The sequence below is a fragment of the Herbaspirillum sp. ST 5-3 genome, from assembly GCF_004804275.1.
Taxonomy (GTDB): Bacteria; Pseudomonadota; Gammaproteobacteria; order Burkholderiales; family Burkholderiaceae_D; genus Noviherbaspirillum.
Genome location: NZ_STGI01000008.1, coordinates 43,285 through 61,793, shown reverse-complemented (window position 1 = coordinate 61,793; position 18,509 = coordinate 43,285). Strand labels below are relative to the sequence as shown.

At 56.9% G+C, this 18,509-nt stretch carries 19 protein-coding genes; 6 read left to right on the top strand and 13 right to left on the bottom strand.

Annotation, left to right across the window (positions count from 1 at the left end):
* The first annotated feature begins 163 nt into the window (after nt 1-163).
* From E6W33_RS16255 to mltB, 4 genes are read left to right on the top strand one after another with little or no spacing between them, the layout of a single operon-like run.
* Nucleotides 164-1,084: a MoxR family ATPase gene (locus E6W33_RS16255; RefSeq protein ID WP_136418365.1), complete on the top strand. Its 921-nt coding sequence runs from the start codon at nt 164-166 to the stop codon at nt 1,082-1,084.
* The gene (locus E6W33_RS16250) at nt 1,081-2,094 is read left to right on the top strand and encodes a DUF58 domain-containing protein (protein WP_136418364.1); all 1,014 of its coding nucleotides are present in this window, start codon (nt 1,081-1,083) and stop codon (nt 2,092-2,094) included. Before E6W33_RS16255 ends, E6W33_RS16250 begins: the two co-directional genes overlap by 4 nt.
* On the top strand, nt 2,091-4,109 hold the full coding sequence (locus E6W33_RS16245) for a DUF3488 and transglutaminase-like domain-containing protein (RefSeq protein WP_136418363.1): 2,019 nt from the start codon (nt 2,091-2,093) through the stop codon (nt 4,107-4,109). Before E6W33_RS16250 ends, E6W33_RS16245 begins: the two co-directional genes overlap by 4 nt.
* The gene (gene mltB / locus E6W33_RS16240) at nt 4,106-5,233 is read left to right on the top strand and encodes a lytic murein transglycosylase B (RefSeq protein WP_136418362.1); all 1,128 of its coding nucleotides are present in this window, start codon (nt 4,106-4,108) and stop codon (nt 5,231-5,233) included. The genes E6W33_RS16245 and mltB overlap by 4 nt, the downstream gene beginning before the upstream one ends.
* A 5-nt stretch (nt 5,234-5,238) precedes the next feature.
* On the opposite strand, the gene E6W33_RS16235 is transcribed toward mltB, so the two are convergent.
* Nucleotides 5,239-5,790: a YaeQ family protein gene (locus tag E6W33_RS16235; RefSeq protein ID WP_136418361.1), complete on the bottom strand. Its 552-nt coding sequence runs from the start codon at nt 5,788-5,790 to the stop codon at nt 5,239-5,241.
* 190 nt (nt 5,791-5,980) lie between these two features.
* On the opposite strand from E6W33_RS16235, the gene E6W33_RS16230 reads away from it, so the two are divergent.
* Both E6W33_RS16230 and E6W33_RS16225 read left to right on the top strand, forming a co-directional pair.
* The gene (locus E6W33_RS16230) at nt 5,981-6,586 is read left to right on the top strand and encodes a DUF1415 domain-containing protein (RefSeq protein WP_136418360.1); all 606 of its coding nucleotides are present in this window, start codon (nt 5,981-5,983) and stop codon (nt 6,584-6,586) included.
* A gap of 471 nt (nt 6,587-7,057) precedes the next feature.
* Nucleotides 7,058-7,381 (top strand): hypothetical protein, encoded by a 324-nt coding sequence (locus E6W33_RS16225; protein ID WP_136418359.1) that lies wholly within the window; start codon nt 7,058-7,060, stop codon nt 7,379-7,381.
* A gap of 28 nt (nt 7,382-7,409) precedes the next feature.
* Here E6W33_RS16225 and cysM read toward each other — a convergent pair whose 3' ends face one another.
* The 12 genes from cysM to E6W33_RS16165 form a co-directional block, all read right to left on the bottom strand.
* A complete protein-coding gene (gene cysM / locus E6W33_RS16220; RefSeq protein ID WP_136418516.1) occupies nt 7,410-8,312 on the bottom strand; it encodes a cysteine synthase CysM in 903 nt (300 codons plus the stop codon).
* 201 nt (nt 8,313-8,513) lie between these two features.
* Nucleotides 8,514-8,885, bottom strand: a complete 372-nt coding sequence (locus tag E6W33_RS16215) for a DUF655 domain-containing protein (RefSeq protein WP_136418358.1) — start codon at nt 8,883-8,885, stop codon at nt 8,514-8,516.
* A 123-nt stretch (nt 8,886-9,008) separates the two neighbouring features.
* A complete protein-coding gene (gene rfaE1, locus E6W33_RS16210; protein WP_136418357.1) occupies nt 9,009-9,929 on the bottom strand; it encodes a D-glycero-beta-D-manno-heptose-7-phosphate kinase in 921 nt (306 codons plus the stop codon).
* Complete coding sequence (locus E6W33_RS16205; RefSeq protein WP_136418356.1) at nt 9,926-11,308, bottom strand: UDP-glucose/GDP-mannose dehydrogenase family protein; 1,383 nt, start codon at nt 11,306-11,308, stop codon at nt 9,926-9,928. Before E6W33_RS16205 ends, rfaE1 begins: the two co-directional genes overlap by 4 nt.
* Before the next feature lie 28 nt (nt 11,309-11,336).
* The gene (lapB, locus tag E6W33_RS16200; RefSeq protein WP_136418355.1) at nt 11,337-12,512 is read right to left on the bottom strand and encodes a lipopolysaccharide assembly protein LapB; all 1,176 of its coding nucleotides are present in this window, start codon (nt 12,510-12,512) and stop codon (nt 11,337-11,339) included.
* A gap of 30 nt (nt 12,513-12,542) precedes the next feature.
* The gene (locus tag E6W33_RS16195) at nt 12,543-12,854 is read right to left on the bottom strand and encodes a LapA family protein (protein ID WP_136418354.1); all 312 of its coding nucleotides are present in this window, start codon (nt 12,852-12,854) and stop codon (nt 12,543-12,545) included.
* A 241-nt stretch (nt 12,855-13,095) separates the two neighbouring features.
* A complete protein-coding gene (locus E6W33_RS16190; protein ID WP_057289648.1) occupies nt 13,096-13,401 on the bottom strand; it encodes an integration host factor subunit beta in 306 nt (101 codons plus the stop codon).
* Between the two features lie 14 nt (nt 13,402-13,415).
* Nucleotides 13,416-15,122 (bottom strand): 30S ribosomal protein S1, encoded by a 1,707-nt coding sequence (gene rpsA, locus E6W33_RS16185; RefSeq protein ID WP_136418353.1) that lies wholly within the window; start codon nt 15,120-15,122, stop codon nt 13,416-13,418.
* Nucleotides 15,123-15,259: 137 nt separating this feature from the next.
* Nucleotides 15,260-15,934 (bottom strand): (d)CMP kinase, encoded by a 675-nt coding sequence (gene cmk / locus E6W33_RS16180; protein ID WP_136418352.1) that lies wholly within the window; start codon nt 15,932-15,934, stop codon nt 15,260-15,262.
* A 73-nt stretch (nt 15,935-16,007) separates the two neighbouring features.
* Nucleotides 16,008-16,307, bottom strand: coding sequence for a helix-hairpin-helix domain-containing protein (locus E6W33_RS16175; protein WP_136418351.1), 300 nt, complete (start codon nt 16,305-16,307; stop codon nt 16,008-16,010).
* On the bottom strand, nt 16,270-17,595 hold the full coding sequence (gene aroA, locus E6W33_RS16170) for a 3-phosphoshikimate 1-carboxyvinyltransferase (protein ID WP_136418350.1): 1,326 nt from the start codon (nt 17,593-17,595) through the stop codon (nt 16,270-16,272). The genes E6W33_RS16175 and aroA overlap by 38 nt, the downstream gene beginning before the upstream one ends.
* Nucleotides 17,595-18,491 (bottom strand): prephenate dehydrogenase/arogenate dehydrogenase family protein, encoded by an 897-nt coding sequence (locus E6W33_RS16165; RefSeq protein WP_136418349.1) that lies wholly within the window; start codon nt 18,489-18,491, stop codon nt 17,595-17,597. The genes aroA and E6W33_RS16165 overlap by 1 nt, the downstream gene beginning before the upstream one ends.
* Nucleotides 18,492-18,509: the final 18 nt, after the last annotated feature.

Below are 18,509 nucleotides of genomic sequence, written 5' to 3'. Positions count from 1 at the left end.
CTACGCGGCGTCGACATTTGTGCAAATATCGATGACATCGATTCTGATAGTGTAACGAAGAAAATGATGTATTACAGGTCTTTTGTTGTCAGTCTGGCTTTGCGATTGCTCAACAGGGCCTCACCATAGCGCGTTTCCCTTTCACACAGATTACAGAAGATCCATGTTCGCAAAAATCCACGCCGTCGCCAGACAAGTCAGCCAGATCGTCGTCGGAAAAGACCTGCAAATCCGGCAGTCGCTGGTCTGCCTGCTGGCCGGCGGCCATTTGCTGATCGAGGACGTGCCGGGCGTGGGCAAGACAACACTGGCACATGCATTGGCGATTTCGCTCGGCCTGAAATTCAGCCGATTGCAGTTCACCAGCGACCTGCTGCCGGCGGATGTCATCGGCATTTCGATCTACGACCGCGAAAAAAATGGCTTCGTGTTCCACCCCGGTCCGGTCTTCACGCAAGTGCTGCTGGCCGATGAAATCAACCGCGCCACGCCCAAAACCCAGTCCGCCCTCCTGGAAGCCATGGAAGAACGGCAAGTCACGGCGGATGGCATCACGCGCGACTTGCCGCAGCCGTATTTTGTGATCGCGACGCAAAACCCGACACATCAGATCGGCACCTTCCAACTGCCGGAATCGCAACTGGACCGCTTTCTGATGTGTTTGTCTCTCGGGTACCCGGATGCGGCGGCTGAGCGTGCCCTGTTGATGGGCGAAGACCGCAGAATACTGTTGAAATCCCTGCCGACGGCCATGCAGCCTGAAGAATTGTTGATCGCACAAGCCGCGCTGAAAGACATCCATGTTGCACCGGCATTGATCGATTATGTGCAGGCGATTGCCCATGCTTCTCGACAGAGCGGCCTGTTTGCGGAAGGCATGAGTCCGCGTGCGACGATTGCATTGCTGCAGGCATCGCGTGCCTGGGCCGCAATGGAGGGCCGCAATCATGTCATTCCCGAAGACGTGCAGGCGGTCCTGGTGCCGGTTGTTGCGCATCGCCTGCGCCCGTTGAAATCGGCAGGCAGTTCCGCACTCGGCAGCCGCGACCTTGTACTGCAATTGATGAAAACCGTTCCGGTGTGAAGAAGAAACTTTCCCCGTACAGCAGGCTGGAGCACGGCATCCGCAAGCGCGCCAGCAAGTGGCTGTATCGCCTCAACGGCCCGGAGCATGGCGAGGTTTTTCTCAACCAGCGACGTGTGTTCATCGTCCCCACGCACCCGGGCCTGCTGTTTTGCGTGATGCTGGTCGTCCTCTTCATCGGATCGGCAAACTACAACCTGAGCCTCGGCTTCGCACTCACGTTCTTGCTCGGCGGCTGCGGCCTGATCGATATGCATCTGACCTTCCGCAATCTGGCGCATCTTCATCTGGCGGCCGGTCATGCAAGTGCCGTGTTTGCGGGTGAAGCAGCGCAATTCGAACTGCATCTGATCAACCGCCGCACGTATGACCGTTACGCAATCTGGCTGGATTTCATTGCCGATGATCGCCCCGATCTCGCGCAGGCGGCCGATATCGCCGCCAACGCCAGTACGCATATCACCCTGTCGACGATCGCACAGCAAAGAGGCTGGCTGCAAGCACCACGCGTGCGTCTGCAGACGCGTTTTCCACTCGGCTTGCTGCGTGCATGGAGTTACTGGCAACCGGATGCAAGAGCGCTGGTCTATCCCCGCCCCGAAGATGATGGCCCTTCGTTGCCCTTGGCTGCCATGGAACAGAATGACGGACAGGGCCAGGCCGGGGAGGACGACTTTGCGGGCATCCGTGGATATCAGGCCGGCGATTCAATGAAGCGTCTTGCATGGCGGCAGATTGCCAGGATTGACGCCGATGCAAGCGGAACGCTGATCTCCAAGCACTTCGAAGGCGGTGCTGCAAGTGAGATTGCGATCGATTTTGCGCAACTGCCGCACAACATGGATACCGAAGCAAAATTGTCGCGCATGACACGCTGGGTGCTCGAAGCGGACGCGCGCGGCCTGGCCTATGCATTTCACCTCGGCGATATCAATTTTCCGGCAGCATTGGGACCAGCGCATCGGGAAAACTGTCTGCGCGCGCTGGCTTTGTTTGAGACAACGCCATGAAGGCCCTCCAATCGCTCAAGCGTCCCGTCATCCGTCCCTTGTCGCGCGACAAGGCGGATACCCTGCTCCTGCTGGCCACCTGCACACTTGTACTGCTGCCCCATGCAAGCCACCTACCGGGCTGGGTGTTTCCGAGTTGCCTGACGATCCTGATTTGGCGTGGCTGGATCACGTTCCGCGGTAACCGCATGCCCTCGAACTGGTTGCTTGTCTCGATTGCCCTGCTCGCAATGGGCGGCGTCTACCTCACGTTCAAATCCTTCTTCGGACGCGAGCCCGGCGTAGCCATGCTGACATTGCTGCTCACATTGAAGCTGCTGGAAATGCATGCCAAGCGCGATTTGTTTGTTGCACTCTTCCTCAGCTTCTTTCTGGTCCTGGCAAGTTTCTTCAATTCGCAATCCATCGGCACGGCGCTCATGACCATCCTCGCCGTGATCGCGCTGCTCACCACGCAGTTGTCGTTTCAATACACGGGTGTCGTTCCGTCACTGAAAAAGCGCTTTCAATTCGGCGCCTTGATTCTTGCGCTGGCCGGGCCGCTCACCCTGGTGTTATTCCTGCTGTTTCCTCGCATTCAGGGTCCGTTGTGGGGCTTGCCCAGCGACGCGCAGGCCGGACGCACCGGATTGTCGGAGACCATGGCGCCCGGGAATATCGCGAAGCTCGCGCTATCCGACGAGATCGCGTTTCGTGTGAAATTCAGGGACGCGGTGCCCGCCAACTCAAAACTCTACTGGCGCGGCGTCGTCCTTGGACGATATGACGGACGCACCTGGACCCCGCTGCAGGCCGCCGGCGCGAATCGCCGTGTCAATATCAGGCTACGCGGAGCTCCGGTTGGCTATCAGGTGACGCTTGAGCCGCATGGTCATCGCTGGCTGTTCGCACTCGAAGTGCCACAGGCGCTGCCGATCATCGACGACAATCCCGCAGGCGTCACGCCCGAACTGCAAATCCTGACCACAAATCCAATCAACAGTCGTGTGCGGTACGACCTCGTCTCGCATACCGATTTTGATTTGCAACCGAATGAATCCGCGGCTGTCCTACGGCAATGGCTGCAGTTGCCGGACGGTTTCAACCCGCGCACCTTGGAATATGCAGCACGCTTGCGTAGCCAATCCAGCAATCCTGTGGAGATGATCGACGCGGTGTTGCGTTTTTTCCGGGAGCAGAACTTCAGGTACACATTGGAACCGCCGGTACTTGGTACACACTCCGTCGATGAATTCCTGTTTGCCACGCGGGCCGGTTTCTGCGAGCATTATTCGGGCGCCTTCGTCGTGCTCATGCGGGCACTCGGCATCCCGGCGCGCGTCGTCACCGGCTACCAGGGTGGCGAGATGAATCCGTCTGACGGATTCCTGACCGTACGCCAGTCGGATGCGCATGCATGGGCAGAAGTTTGGCTGGAGAAAAGCGGCTGGGTGCGCATCGATCCCACTGCTGCAGTCGCGCCTGAGCGGGTCGAACACAATCTTTCGAGTGTGATCCCGCGTCGCGTTTTGGGTGGACTGATCACGATCGATGGCACCAACAACCAATTGCTTGCACCGCTGCTGAAATTCCGTCAAAACTGGGATGCCGTAACCAATGCATGGAATCAATGGGTATTGAACTACACACCCGAAAAGCAAAAGAGCTTCATCCGTTCGCTCGGATTTGGCGATGTCGCCTGGCCCGTCGTCATCACCGTCATGGTTGTGCTCGGCATTGCTGCAGTTGCCATTGCGATCTTGCCCATGATGCTGCATCAGCAAAAGCGCGATCCGATCGACGCGCTATACCAGAAGTTCTGCAGCAAGCTCGCGCGGCAAGGCTTGCCGCGCTATCCCTACGAAGGACCGCGCGCGTATCGCGCCCGCCTGACAGCCGCTCCGCTGCCACCCGAAAAAAAGGCGGCACTGGCCCGGTTTCTGGAACACTATGAAACAGTGCGGTATGGAGTGCAGCGGCAGCTGCGCCCATCAGCGCTCTCCGAACTCAAATCCTTGTTAGCTGAATGTCGATGATTGTCAAACCCACCAAACGCTCGGTCCTGCTCGCAAGCTTGTTGCTCGCATTGACCGCCCATGCAAACGCCTCCTCGAAACACACGACAAAGCGAACAGTAAAGAAAGCAGCGCATGCCAGGATCCACAAGGTTGCGCTCAAGTCGGACGATGACCTCGGCGAATTTGCCAACTTCACACAGTGGAAAGATGTCGCCGAATTCATCGACCTGATGGTGGACCGGCACGGCTTTGATCGCACCGAATTGGAGTCGCTGTTCAAGAAAGCACGCTATGTCGAAACCACAATTCAACTGATCAAACCTGCGCCGCCGGGCAAGCCGAAGAACTGGCATGCCTATCGCGCACGCTTCATCGAACCGCTCCGCATCAATGCCGGGGTCGCCTTCTGGGACGCACACGCCGATGCATTGGCCCGCGCGGAAGAGCAATATGGCGTGCCAGCCGAGATCATCGTCGGCATCATCGGCGTGGAAACCATTTACGGCCGCAATACCGGAAGCTTCCGGGTTCTCGATGCGCTGACCACGCTCGCCTTCGATTACCCGACCACATCGAACCGGTCTTCACGGATGCAGTTTTTCCGAAGTGAGCTGGAGCAGACTCTGCTGTTTGCGCGCGACTCGCATATCGATCCGTTCTCGCTGCTCGGTTCCTATGCCGGCGCCGTCGGATTGCCGCAGTTCATGCCTGGCAGCATACGCAAATTTGCGGTCGACTTCGATGGCGACGGCATGGTGGACCTGCGCAACTCGCCAGTGGATGCGATTGGCAGTGTCGCCCATTTCCTGGTGGAGCATGGCTGGCAGCGCGGCGAGCCGATCGCCTTCCCGGCCATCGTCTCCCAAACCGAACCCGGGCGCGCATGGGATATGTTTATCGGACAGCCGCTGGAAGCGAAATTCACGCTCGACGAGTTGAAAGGTGCCGGCGTCACGCCGGGCAAGGAACCTCCGGCTGACATGCAGTTCGGCCTGGTGGATCTGCAGAACGGCGAAGAACCCACCGAGTACTGGTTGGGGACGACAAATTTCTTTGCAATCACCAAATACAATCGCAGCTTCTTCTATGCGATGTCCGTCGTCGAACTCGGCCGTGCAGTGCGCACGGCGCGCGGCGGCTGATCGGGCTACGAGGCGTCGGCCAGCGGCTTGAGCGTGTTCAGCTCAAGCTGCACGGTGTCCTCGCCGCCGCTCATCCAGATTTGTCCTTCCTGAATCGTGCATTGCAGTTGCATGGTTCGCTGCGCGAGTTTGGCCAAGGCGAGACTGGCTTCGGCCGGCACATTGAGCACGGAGAGATTTTTCGCTCGATCGACCTTGTTCGCGATCTGGTTCCACCAGATGTTGCTGGTACTGCTGTAGCTGTAGACCAGCACCCGCGAAGAGCGCCCGCACGCCTTGAGGATGCGTTTCTCGTCCGGCAGACCGACTTCTATCCACAAGTCGATCGCACCGGTCAGATCCTTTTGCCACAAGTCCGGCTCATCGTCAGTGCTCAGACCCTTGCCGAAAATAAGCGCTTCATGTGCATTGAGTGCGAAAGCCAGCAGGCGAATCATCATGCGTTCGTCGGTTTCGGACGGATGGCGCGCAATGGTCAGCGCATGACCGGCGTAATAATGCCGATCCATGTCCGAGATCTGAAGGTCTGCCTTGAAGATGGTTGCTTTGAGGGCCATGTTGATTTCCGGGTGAATCGTGCGGGGTCATTCGCCGACCATCCGCCTTCGATTGCGTGGGTTGCGTGGACCGGCAAATGTACCGTAAAGCGGGGACAGACGCCAACTTCGGCAAGAAGCAAACACCCCCTGCAAACGAGAACGAACGACGCTATTGATCCGCTTGTGCGTTCAGGCTAGTCTAAAGACCATGACAATCCATACTGATGAAACCGCCCGATACGTCACCGAGGCGACAATGCAATGGCTCGAAAAGGTCGTGATCGGGCTGAACCTGTGCCCGTTCGCGAAGAGTGTTCACATCAAGAAGCAGATCCGCTACGCAGTGAGTCGGGCGACAAGCGAAGAGGAACTTCACCTGGACCTGATTGCAGAATTGCAGGCCTTGCAGGACGCGGATCCCGACAGCATCGATACCACCTTGCTTATTCATCCCTGGGCACTGACCGATTTTTTGAGCTACAACAATTTCCTCGACCTTGCCGATGCGACGGTCGCGGGCCTGGGTCTCGCCGGAAAGATTCAAATCGCAAGCTTTCACCCACAGTACCAGTTTGCCGATGCCGAGCCGGACGACATCAGCAATTTCACAAACCGCTCCCCTTACCCGATGCTTCATCTTTTGCGGGAAGAAAGCATCGATCGCGCGGTTGCGGCATTTCCGGATGCAGAAGAAATATTCGGCAGGAACATTGAAACCATGCGACGGCTTGGATACGAAGGCTGGAAGCAATTGAATATCGCAACAGGGCTATTACCGGAAGCGCAAGAATCGGGCGAAAAGAAAAAGAACTAATGCTTTATGGCCGGTTCCAACGCCGGCACAACCACTCATCGAGACACAAGTTTCCCGGCGTCCCGACGAAATTCAGCCATAGAAAAGTGCAATTGCGGAGCATCAAAATGCAGCCGGGGTGCTTGGTTAAAATGCAATTGAATTTACGCAATCCGCCATCATATGACGATCAGAGGGAGTGAAGTCCCTTGTTCGCACCACATCGTTGCCACACTGCCGATGAGCAAACGATTGACAGCAGTTCGATTTTAGCTGTTTTTTAACATTGCTTTTTTGAAATCTTTTTATTAGATTGCATACAGACAATAAGTATTCTTGACATGTCAAGTTGCAAAGACGCACATGTTGCAGCTTTTTTAACAAAAATCCGTCCAAACTTGATGCTTTGTCTAAACACTTGTTGTTTTTTTCTGTACAATAATCTTGCAGTGTGGAATTATTGAGACTATGACTACTCAATTAGGCAATGCTATGAACAGTACAAGACTAGCCGATCAGGTCAATTACGATCCCAACAATCTATTGGATGCGCTGATTGAAAAGCTCAACCTCAAGAATGATGCCGCGCTTTCGCGAGCACTTGAAGTTGCGCCACCAGTAATCAGCAAGATCCGCCATCGCCGTCTTCCGGTTGGCGCTTCGCTGCTGATTCGCATGCACGAAGTCAGCGATCTGAGCATCAAGGAGTTGCGGATTCTCATGGGCGATCGTCGCGATAAATTCCGTATCAGCGACAAGCAGTTCAAACCCAAGGAACCGCTCGCCGCCGCAACGCCGGGCGAGCAACGCGAATAAGAAACCGGCCTCCCCCGCCTCCAGCCTGTCAGGCAGGGAAGACGCCGGTTGAGAGATAACGATCGCCGCGGTCGCAGACAATGAATACGATTGTCGCGTTTTCCACTGTGCCCGAGATGCGGCACGCGACCTCGCAGGCGCCTGCGGCTGAAATACCGCAGAAGATTCCCTCTTCAACCGCCATCCGGTGCGCCATGCGTTCCGCAGCTGCCTGGCTGACATATTCGATCTGGTCCACGCGAGACTTGTCGTAGATCTTTGGCATGTAGGCCTCGGGCCACTTTCTGATGCCCGGGATCTGCGAACCTTCTTCAGGCTGCGCGCCGATGATACGGACATCCGGATTCTTTTCTTTCAAGAAGTGTGACACGCCCATGATGGTGCCTGTCGTGCCCATTGCGCTGACGAAATGCGTAATGCGCCCTTCCGTATCGCGCCAGATTTCTGGTCCGGTTCCCTCGTAGTGCGCCCGCGGATTGTCGGGATTGCCAAACTGGTCAAGAATGATTCCCTTGCCTTCCTTTTGCATTTGTTCCGCAAGGTCGCGTGCATATTCCATACCGCCCGTCTTTGGCGTCAGGATAATGTGTGCGCCATATGCGGCCATGCTTTGACGACGCTCTTCGCTCAGATTCTCGGGCATCAGCAACACCATTTTGTAGCCGCGCAGTGCCGCGGCCATCGCCAGTGCAATCCCGGTATTGCCGCTGGTGGCCTCGATCAAGGTGTCGCCCGGCTTGATTTCACCGCGCTCCTCCGCGTGCTTGATCATCGATAACGCTGGACGGTCCTTGACCGATCCCGCCGGATTATTACCCTCCAGTTTGCCGAGGATGACATTGTTGCGGCGCGCAGCCTCATCGCCGGGAATGCGCTTGAGCTGTACCAGGGGAGTATTACCGATTGTGTCTTCGATCGTCAGATAAGGCATGGTGTGTGGGATTGGCTGCTTCAGTAAAGATGTCATTTTAATCGCAGACGCTGATCGACGTTTGGCACTACCAGAAGTCACTCCTGGGCTGGTGCAGCCGGGGCCGCTGCGCATCCGCACTTGCCTGGGTGCGGGCAGGTCGGGTTCACATAAAAAAAACCCGCCTGTCGTAGTGCGGGGTTTCAGTTCAGATGACGACTGTTACTTCTTTGGCTCGTCTTTCTTCGAATCCTTCTTTGCGTCCTTTTTCCCTCTCGCCTTCGTGTTGCCGGAATCCTTGCCGGCCCCGGCTGTATTCTTCCCTAGCGATTGGCCGTTCACGGTCAAACCGGCGTCTGACAGCCTGACCGCGTTCTTTTCGCCGACGCCTTTTACCCGCCCCTCGAAATCAGCCCAGTCCTTGAATTCACCGCCTTTTTTGCGCTCATCGAGAATGTTCTTGGACATTTTCGGGCCAATGCCCTTGACGCTGTCGAGCGCTGCCTGATCGGCCTTGTTGACGTCAACCTGGGCGAATGCAAAGCCCGTCGTGACGATCAGGGTAGCGATGGCGAGAAGCAGTTTTTTCAGCATTTGAGTATTTCTCCTGTGTCGAAAAGGTTAAAGAATGAAGCAAGAACTTGCCTCAAAAACAATAACGATTTGACAATAGACAAGGTTGACAAAAAAACATCAATTTTGTCGATTACACCGGATTCAGCCGAAAAGCTCTTCTCTTGTGACCGTTGCCGTCCCAAGCTTGCCAACCACGATACCGCCGGCCCGATTGGCAATTTCGACCGCTTCGGCAATGGACATGCCTGCGCCGAGCATGGTCGCGAGGGTCGCGATCACCGTATCGCCCGCACCCGAGACGTCATACACTTCGCGCGCAACGGTTGGAATGTGGATGGCTTTTCCCTCGGTGTAGAGACTCATACCCTCCTCAGAACGCGTCAGCAGCAGCGCCTCGAGATCGAGCGACTCGCGCAGGTGCTGCGCTTTCGTCGTCAGCTCGTCTTCGTTTTTCCAGGAGCCGACGACCTGGCGCAGCTCCGATTTATTCGGCGTCAGGATGGACGCGCCCTTGTAGCGTGCGAAGTCGTCCCCTTTGGGATCGACCAGGATGCGCTTGCCCAGACGCTTGGCCGCGTCGATCATTTCAACGACGTTGACCAGACTGCCCTTGGCATAATCGGATAGCACGATGACGTCGTATTGCGGCAGCAATGCGTTGTATTGCGTCAGTTTGTTGCGCAATACCGTGTCAGTTGGGGGATGCTCGAAATCGATCCGCAGCAATTGTTGCTGACGGCCGATCACCCGCAGCTTGATGATGGTTGAAATGGCCGGGTCGCGATTGAGGAAGCTGTCGATATGGAGATCCGTCAGCAGCTTCTGCACCACGTCCCCGGCTTCATCCTGCCCGACCACACCCAGCAGCGCCGTTTGCGCACCAAGCGCGACCGCGTTGCGCGCCACGTTGGCAGCGCCTCCCAGGCGCTCCTCGCGTCGCTCCACGCGCACTACCGGCACCGGCGCTTCCGGGGAGATCCGGCTGACTTCACCGAACCAGTAACGATCCAGCATCACGTCGCCCACGACCAGCAGGCGGGGCGTCTTCAATGAAATAGTCATCTTGCTTGCGATCCGTTACGCACAGAACGGCCAATCCCGTAATACTCGATTCCGGCATCCGCCATTACTTGCGGGTCGAACAAATTGCGCCCGTCGAAAATGACCGGCGCTCTCAAAAGAGACTTCACCTGGGCGAAATCCGGGCTGCGAAATGCTTTCCACTCCGTGACGATGGCCAACGCGTCGGCATCTTTCAAGGCATCCATCGGGCTATCGCTGAACCGGATGCGCGCCAACAATTCCGGCGTCTCCGCAAAATCGACCGCCAGAACGCGTTGCGCCTCCGTCATGGCAATCGGATCATGGACCGCCACCGTTGCCCCGCGGGTGACAAGTTGCCGCAGCAGGACTCTGGATGGTGCTTCGCGCATGTCATTGGTATTGGGTTTGAATGCCAGGCCCCAGAGCGCGAAATGCCTGCCGTTCAAATTCTCACCGAAGCGATGCATGAGCTTCTGGCCCAGCACCTGCTTCTGCTGATTGTTCACCGCTTCAACAGCGCGCAGGATCAGGAGATCCTGGCCGTGTTCGCGCGCGGTACGTTCCAGCGCCTGTACGTCCTTGGGAAAACACGAACCGCCGTAACCGCATCCCGCATACAGGAAACTGTAACCAATGCGCGGGTCCGAGCCAATCCCATGACGAACCGCTTCAATATCTACGCCTACCATATCGGCCAGATCGGCCATCTCGTTCATGAATGAAATGCGTGTGGCCAGCATCGCATTGGCAGCATATTTCGTGAATTCCGCCGAGCGCACATCCATCCAGAAAGTGCGCTCGTGATTCCGGTTGAATGGCATGTAAAGGGTCTTCATCAGCAGGCGCGCGCGATCGCCTTCCGACGTATTGTCGCAACCGATCACGATACGGTCGGGGCGCATGAAGTCTTCGACTGCTGCCCCTTCTTTCAGGAACTCGGGGTTCGACACCACCGAAAATGCAGCGTTGCTGTTCCGTTCCCGCAATTGATCCTGAATGGCAGCGCGGACGCGGTCGGCCGTCCCGACCGGTACGGTCGATTTATCGACCACGACCTTGAAGCCGTTCATGTACCTGCCAATATCACTTGCCGCGGACAGCACGTACTTCAGATCGGCAGACCCATCTTCATCCGGCGGCGTGCCGACGGCAATGAAGAGAATTTCACCGTGCTCCACACCGGCAGCGATATCGCTTGAAAAGCTCAGCCGGCGTGCGGCACGGTTGCGTGCGACGATGTCACTCAATCCCGGTTCGTGTATGGGTATCCCGCCGCTGTTAAGGAAATCTATCTTTGCCTGATCGACGTCCAGACAGAAGACATCGTTGCCGACCTCTGCCAGGCATGCTCCGGTGACCAGGCCGACGTAGCCTGTGCCGATTATCGTTATTTTCATGATGGCGGATTAAGTGGGTAGGCTTTGGTTAATTCATCACGTTGAGCTCTTCGGTCCGCCGTGGAGGGTAGGATTCCCATTGGCTGCAGCCGGGGCATTGCCAATAAAACTGGCGTGCCTTGAACCCGCACTGACTGCATTGGTAGCGCGCCAGTTTCTGCGTATATCCATGCACGAGGTTCTTGACCAGCGAGAGTTCCGGGCGAACTTCAGGCGGCGCTTCCATCAGGCGCGCCTCGAGCAATTTGTCCAGGCCGAGCAAGGTCGGCGTACGCCGCAATTCGTCGCTGACGAGCTGATTGGCCGCATCGACCCCATCGAGCTCCAGAACGGCCTTGAATACAACTTCAAGCAGATCGATGGAAGGCGCTTCCGCGAGGTAATTCTTCAACAGATTGAGCCCTTCCTGCGACCGGCCGACAGCACGATAGCCGTCCATCAGGCGCTGCGCTACCAGTGCCACGTGTGGCACGCTCTGCTGCTCGACCCTGCGCCACGCCAGCAAGGCCGCTTCGGTGTCTCCCTTGGCCAGATGCACATCTCCGATCAGAATGGCCGCACGGACGTTGTTTCGATCCGCCGCGAGCGCCTTCTCCAGCATTGCCAGTGCCGCGTCAGGATGGGTATGCACCAGTTCATCCTGCGCCATTTCGCAATAGAATTGGGCGATCTCCTTCTGCCGTGCACCGGCACCGGATTCCTGCAGGGCGCGGGCGGCGTCGATGGCCCGCATCCACTCCTTTTCCCGCTGATAGATCTCCAGCAGCGCCCGGCGCGCCTGGGCGCCATATTGCGTATCCACCAATCCGTTGAAGGTTTCTTCGGCGCGGTCCAGCAGGCCGGCCTTCAGGTAATCCTGTCCGAGTTCGTACTGTGAATGCACTTGGTGTTCCTGCGGAAGATCCGGGCGCGCCAGCAGATTCTGGTGAACGCGGATGGCGCGTTCAATTTCGCCGCGACGGCGGAACAGATTGCCGAGCGCGAAATGCAGGTCGATGGTTTCAGGATCGAGCTTGACAATCTCGATGAAGGCATCAATCGCCTTGTCCGGCTGCTCGTTCAAAAGAAAATTCAGTCCTTTGAAATACCCGCGCGGCAGGCTGCGCGATTCAGAGACGAGCTGATTGATGTCGACGCGCGCCGCGATCCAGCCAAGGCCAAAGAAGATTGGGATGCCGAGTAGCCACCAGGTTTCGAATTCCATGCCGTTTTTAATTGTTGTCGTGTTTCGGGTTTATTTGCTGACGCTATCCGGTTGCGGCGGCTGCACCCGCGCAAGACGTTGCGCTTCCCGCTCCTGCTCCATGGCGGAAATCGTTTTCTTGTGTTTGGACAGGTCACGACGGTGGCGAAACAGCGTCGGAATCATCGCGAGAATGCCAAGCGCGGCGCCTCCCGCGAAAAACGAGAGCAGCAACAGGACCAGCGGGCCACGAATCTCGTAGTCGAAAAAGAAGCGCAATGCGACTTCCTGAGTATTCTTGAGAGCGAATCCGAAGAAAACAATAAAGAGAATGGCAGCAACGATTCTGAAAAGAATTTTCATACTGCGACGTCCTTATTGATGATTGTCTTCAGGCACCGGGGCCAATATGTTGAATGGCAAAACAATTGAAATTGTACGTGAAAAAAAACGGCATCCGAGGACGCCGTTTTGATTTCTTGCAAATAACCAATACAACTCAAATCTGGCTGTTCCCTTGTGCAGGGGTTTGACGACGGACAGCTCAGCGTACCAGCGCTTCACAGCCCGCCTATCTTGCCGCGATTTGCGTCGCCTTGGTGACTCAGTCTTCCTTGATCGGTTGCCCAACCATGGCATCCACCCGTTCCCGCAATTCCTTGCCGGGTTTGAAGTGGGGCACCCGCTTTTCGGGCACCATCACTTTGTCCCCTGACTTCGGGTTGCGGCCGATGCGCGGCGGCCTGCTGTTCAACGCAAAGCTGCCGAAACCACGGATCTCGATGCGCTGACCGTTCGACAACGCATCGGCCATCGCATCGAGAATGGTTTTCACCGCGTAATCCGCATCCTTTGCAACCAGCTGCGGATAACGTTCAGCCAGACGGGCAATCAGCTCCGACTTTGTCATTTATCGACTTGACCTTATTGCTTGTTGTCGAGTTTCGCCTTCAGCAGAGCGCCCAGGCTGGTCGTGCCGGATGCTGCGCTCGAGTCAGCCGACATCTTCTGCATGGCTTCCTGCGTATCCGCATTGTCCTTGGCCTTGATCGACAACTGAATGCTGCGTGCCTTGCGATCGATGTTGATGATCATGGCTTCGACCTTGTCGCCGACCTTCAGGTGCGTACCTGCATCTTCCACGCGGTCGCGGGAGATTTCGGATGCACGCAAATAGCCTTCGACATCGTCGGACAACTGGATCACGGCGCCCTTCGGCTCGACCGATTTGACGGTACCGGAGACGATTGCACCCTTGTCGTTCATGGCAGCGAAGTTGTTGAACGGATCGCCTTCCAGCTGTTTGACGCCCAGAGAAACACGCTCGCGCTCGACGTCGATGGCCAGCACGACTGCTTCCAGTTCGTCGCCCTTCTTGAACTTGCGGACGGCTTCTTCGCCAGCTTCGGTCCAGGACAGGTCGGACAAGTGAACCAGACCGTCGATGTTGCCCGGCAGGCCGATGAACACGCCGAAGTCGGTGATCGACTTGATCGCACCCTTCACCTTGTCGCCCTTCTTGTGGTTCATCGCGAACTCTTCCCACGGATTCGGCTTGCACTGCTTCATGCCGAGGGAGATGCGGCGACGCTCTTCGTCGATTTCCAGAACCATGACTTCGACTTCGTCGCCCAGCTGGACAACCTTGTTCGGAGCAACGTTCTTGTTGGTCCAGTCCATTTCGGACACGTGGACCAGGCCTTCGATGCCTTGCTCGACTTCCACGAATGCACCGTAGTCGGTCAGGTTGGTGACCTTGCCGAACAGACGGGTACCCTGCGGATAACGACGGGACAGACCAGTCCACGGATCGTCGCCCAGCTGCTTGACGCCCAGCGAAACGCGGTTCTTCTCTTGATCGTACTTGAGGACCTTGGCGGTGATTTCCTGGCCAACGGACAGCACTTCCGACGGATGACGCACGCGACGCCATGCCAGATCGGTGATGTGCAGCAGGCCGTCGATGCCGCCGAGGTCAACGAACGCACCGTAGTCGGTGATGTTCTTGACGATACCGGTGACGACAGTACCTTCCTTCAGGGTTTCCATCAGCTTGGCGCGCTCTTCGCCCATCGATGCTTCGATGACGGCGCGACGGGACAGCACAACGTTGTTGCGCTTGCGGTCCAGCTTGATGACCTTGAATTCCATGGTCTTGCCTTCGTACGGCGTGGTGTCCTTCACCGGACGGGTATCAACCAGCGAACCCGGGAGGAATGCACGAATGCCGTTGGTCAGAACGGTCAGACCGCCCTTGACCTTGCCGTTGACGGTGCCGGTCACGATTTCGCCGGACTCCATCGCTTTTTCGAGCGAGAGCCACGAGGCGAGACGCTTGGCCTTGTCGCGCGACAGAATGGTGTCGCCAAAGCCGTTTTCCAGCGACTCGATCGCAACGGTGATGAAGTCACCGACATTGACTTCGAGTTCGCCGTTGTCGTTCTTGAATTCTTCGATAGGAATGAATGCTTCCGATTTCAGGCCAGCGTTGACGACGACAAAGTTGTAGTCGACACGAACGACTTCAGCCGAAATCACTTCACCGGAACGCATGTCCTGACGGGACAAGGACTCCTCGAACAGGGCTGCAAAGCTTTCGGAACCGGTAGGTTGTTGTTGCGCAGTAGACATAAATAAGAAAAGTTTTCCAGCGGGAATCGTGTCTTGTTTGACCAGATTGACCAGTTGCTGGGTTAGGTTTATCAACACCCGACATGACCTTGCGCCAAGCCGGGCACCAATCGCACTGCAAATCGCGTATTTACTGCTTACGCATGTTTTTTTACTGCCGCATACCACCTCAGAACCTGCTCGACAGCCTCATCGGCGGTCATACGCGACGTATCCAAGATGTGTGCGCCTTCTGCTGGTTTCAATGGTGCGATTGCGCGATTCGAATCACGCGCGTCGCGCTCCCTCAAATCCTTGAGAAGGTGTTGCATGTTAGCAGAAAAACCCTTGTCAATCAATTGCTTATATCGTCTTTCTGCACGCGCCTCAACACTTGCGGTGAGGAATACCTTGAGCGTTGCGTGAGGAAAAATAACGGTACCCATATCCCGGCCATCGGCAACCAGCCCTGGCGGCATCCGGAACCCGAGTTGCAGCCCGACCAGAGCATGCCGGACTGTCGGTAAAGCGGCGATTTTCGATGCCGTATTGCCAACTTCCTCGGCACGGATTGCGGAAGTCACGTTTTCGTTGGCCAGCCAGACCTGGTCGCCGGAAAACCTGCACGGCAGCTTCTCGGCCAGCTTGGCAAGGGCGTGCTCATCCGTCAGCAATACCTGGTGACGAATTACAGACAAGGCGGTCAGCCGATAAAGTGCGCCGGAATCGAGGTAATGGAAACCCAGTTGCAAGGCCACACGGTGTGCGACCGTGCCTTTACCTGAGGCTGTGGGGCCGTCTATCGCAATGACCGGAATGGAAGGTGTCTGCATCGTCCAGGAGTAGAAAAACAGTAGAAAAACGTCAGTATGTTCAGCGGAAGAAAGAGCGTGCCGAATACGGCCCTTATTTATCTTTCCAGTTCCACCATTTCAATTTGTCAGGATCGGGCCGTGCTGTTTGCGCGAAATAGACTGCACAGCGAGCGACATACAACCAGCAACGGTCGACATGCCGGCCTTCGAGCTCGCATTGCCGCTCATACAGCGCCTGCGGATCGCGTCCTCTCAATTCATCGACGCGACGAAAGCCCTGGTCAAAAAGGTCCTGAGCCACGCGCGGGCCCACACCGGGAATCCGCTGCAAGTCCTTCAGTGCAGCAAGGTGTTCAGAACAAGTTGTTCTGCGCGATTTTTGCAAAGGCATCGAAATAATCCGGGAAGGTCTTCGCGACACATTTTGGATCGTTGATGCGAATCCGGTTTCCGCGACGCGCCGCGCCATCCAGCGATGCAAGCGAGAAACACATCGCCATGCGATGGTCGTCATAGGTATCGATGGCTGCAGACTGAATCACCGCCGGCGGTGTCACGCGAAGATAATCGGTGCCCTCTTCAACGGCCGCGCCAAGCTTGCGCAACTCGGTTGCCATCGCAGCGATCCGGTCGGTTTCTTTCACGCGCCAGCTGCCGATATTGCGCAGCGTACTCGGACCGTCGGCATACAAGGCTGCCACCGCAATCGTCATCGCCGCATCCGGGATGTGATTGAAATCGGCATCGATGGCTTTCAATACACCATTCGATTTCGCTTCGATCCAGTTATCGCCCATGGAAATGGACGCGCCCATTTGTTCCAGTGCCTCAACAAAGCGCACGTCGCCCTGGATACTGTCGCGACCGACGCCTTCGACTCGCACTGGCCCGCCGGCAATGGCGCCGGCCGCGAGAAAATAGGAAGCGGACGAGGCATCGCCTTCGACATGGATCACGCCCGGGCTGACGTATTTTTGCCCAGCCTGAATCGTAAAAGACTGCCAGCCATTGCGCTCGACGGTAACGCCAAAACGCCGCATCAGGTTCAGCGTGATTTCGATGTAGGGCTTGGAAATCAGTTCGCCAATGACATCGACGGTGACAGCCTGATCAGTCGCCATCAAAGGCGCAGCCATCAGCAAGGCCGTCAGAAACTGGCTGGAAACATTGCCCTTCACCTGCATGCGCTGCGTATGAATATGCCCGCGCCGGATATGCAAGGGCGGAAAACCGGCTTGCCCGGTATATTCGATCTGCGTGCCGGCTGCGTTGAGCGCGTCGACCAAGTCACCGATTGGACGCTCGTGCATGCGCGATACGCCATGCAAGCTGTAGTCACCCCCGATAACCGCCAAAGCGGCCGTCAAGGGTCGAATGGCCGTACCGGCATTCCCCATGAACAAATCCGCTTGGTGCACCGGGAACGCACCGCCAGCGCCATGCACGACATACTGCCGTGTATCGCCGACCTGCTCCCATTGCACGCCCAGCTTTTGCAAGGCCATCAGCATCACATGCGTGTCGTCGGAGGCGAGCAGGTCGAAAATCTGCGTGGTTCCTTGCGCCAGTGCGGCAAGCAGCAGGGTGCGATTGGAAATACTCTTCGATCCGGGCAAACGCACAGCCCCTTGCGCATGCATCGCCGGTTGCAATTCAAGATAGTGAGGATAATGCTTCATTAATCGCCGCCTTGCTTACTCTGTTGTTCGGCAGCCTCGATCGTGCGAATCCAGTTCTGCCGCGCATGCTGTGCATTTGCATACACTGCTTCAATGCCCTTGCTATTGCGCTCGGCCAGCAAGCCGCGCAATTCCTTCAATCGCTCCATGTAGGCGTCCAGTTCGCCGAGCAAGGCCGTGTGATTTGCCAGGGAAATATCGCGCCACATTTCCGGCGATGAACCGGCGATGCGTGTGAAGTCGCGAAATCCGCTTGCTGCATATTGGAACAGCAAGTCTGCGTGCGGTTTCTTTGCGATGTCGTCGACCAGGGCATACGCAAGCAGATGCGGCAAGTGACTGACTGCCGCGAACACGCGATCGTGCTCCTGCGGCGTCAAGCGGTGGATGATCGATCCGCAGCGCTGCCAGGCTTCGGCGACGCGAGCAATATCGCTCTCCGTATTCTCCGGCAAGGCCGTGATCACTGTCTTCTTGCCGACATACAAGTCGACAATCGCCGCATCCGGCCCGTTTTGCTCACGACCAGCAATCGGATGCCCAGGAACGAACTGCGCAATTTTTTTTCCGAGTGCCTTGCGTGCCGCTGCGACGACGTCGGTCTTGGTGCTGCCCGCATCGGTCACGACCGTGCCCGGTTCCAGCCAGGGTGCGATGGAAGCGAGAATTGCTTCCGTCTGCGCCACCGGCGCGGCAACCAGGATGAGATCGGCGCCCGCGACCGCCTCCTCGACCGAAGTACAAGCCGTGTCGATGATGCCCAGTTCCTTGGCGCGCATCAGCGGCGCAAGACTACGCCCGACGCCGGCCACATGCTGCACCGCGCCTGCTTTTCTGAGCGCCAATGCAAAGGACCCGCCAATCAGGCCGACACCGAAAATTGCAATTTTTTTCATCTGGAATAGCGGCTCATT

Excerpts from the sequence above, each read along its gene's own strand:
- E6W33_RS16255 (WP_136418365.1), top strand. The coding sequence starts at position 164 with ATGTTCGCAAAAATCCACGCCGTCGCCAGACAAGTCAGCCAGATCGTC.
- E6W33_RS16245 (WP_136418363.1), top strand. The coding sequence starts at position 2,091 with ATGAAGGCCCTCCAATCGCTCAAGCGTCCCGTCATCCGTCCCTTGTCG.
- mltB (WP_136418362.1), top strand. The coding sequence starts at position 4,106 with ATGATTGTCAAACCCACCAAACGCTCGGTCCTGCTCGCAAGCTTGTTG.
- E6W33_RS16235 (WP_136418361.1), bottom strand. The coding sequence starts at position 5,790 with ATGGCCCTCAAAGCAACCATCTTCAAGGCAGACCTTCAGATCTCGGAC.
- E6W33_RS16230 (WP_136418360.1), top strand. The coding sequence starts at position 5,981 with ATGACAATCCATACTGATGAAACCGCCCGATACGTCACCGAGGCGACA.
- E6W33_RS16225 (WP_136418359.1), top strand. The coding sequence starts at position 7,058 with ATGAACAGTACAAGACTAGCCGATCAGGTCAATTACGATCCCAACAAT.
- cysM (WP_136418516.1), bottom strand. The coding sequence starts at position 8,312 with ATGCCTTATCTGACGATCGAAGACACAATCGGTAATACTCCCCTGGTA.
- E6W33_RS16215 (WP_136418358.1), bottom strand. The coding sequence starts at position 8,885 with ATGCTGAAAAAACTGCTTCTCGCCATCGCTACCCTGATCGTCACGACG.
- rfaE1 (WP_136418357.1), bottom strand. The coding sequence starts at position 9,929 with ATGACTATTTCATTGAAGACGCCCCGCCTGCTGGTCGTGGGCGACGTG.
- E6W33_RS16205 (WP_136418356.1), bottom strand. The coding sequence starts at position 11,308 with ATGAAAATAACGATAATCGGCACAGGCTACGTCGGCCTGGTCACCGGA.
- lapB (WP_136418355.1), bottom strand. The coding sequence starts at position 12,512 with ATGGAATTCGAAACCTGGTGGCTACTCGGCATCCCAATCTTCTTTGGC.
- E6W33_RS16195 (WP_136418354.1), bottom strand. The coding sequence starts at position 12,854 with ATGAAAATTCTTTTCAGAATCGTTGCTGCCATTCTCTTTATTGTTTTC.
- E6W33_RS16190 (WP_057289648.1), bottom strand. The coding sequence starts at position 13,401 with ATGACAAAGTCGGAGCTGATTGCCCGTCTGGCTGAACGTTATCCGCAG.
- rpsA (WP_136418353.1), bottom strand. The coding sequence starts at position 15,122 with ATGTCTACTGCGCAACAACAACCTACCGGTTCCGAAAGCTTTGCAGCC.
- cmk (WP_136418352.1), bottom strand. The coding sequence starts at position 15,934 with ATGCAGACACCTTCCATTCCGGTCATTGCGATAGACGGCCCCACAGCC.
- E6W33_RS16175 (WP_136418351.1), bottom strand. The coding sequence starts at position 16,307 with ATGCCTTTGCAAAAATCGCGCAGAACAACTTGTTCTGAACACCTTGCT.
- aroA (WP_136418350.1), bottom strand. The coding sequence starts at position 17,595 with ATGAAGCATTATCCTCACTATCTTGAATTGCAACCGGCGATGCATGCG.
- E6W33_RS16165 (WP_136418349.1), bottom strand. The coding sequence starts at position 18,491 with ATGAAAAAAATTGCAATTTTCGGTGTCGGCCTGATTGGCGGGTCCTTT.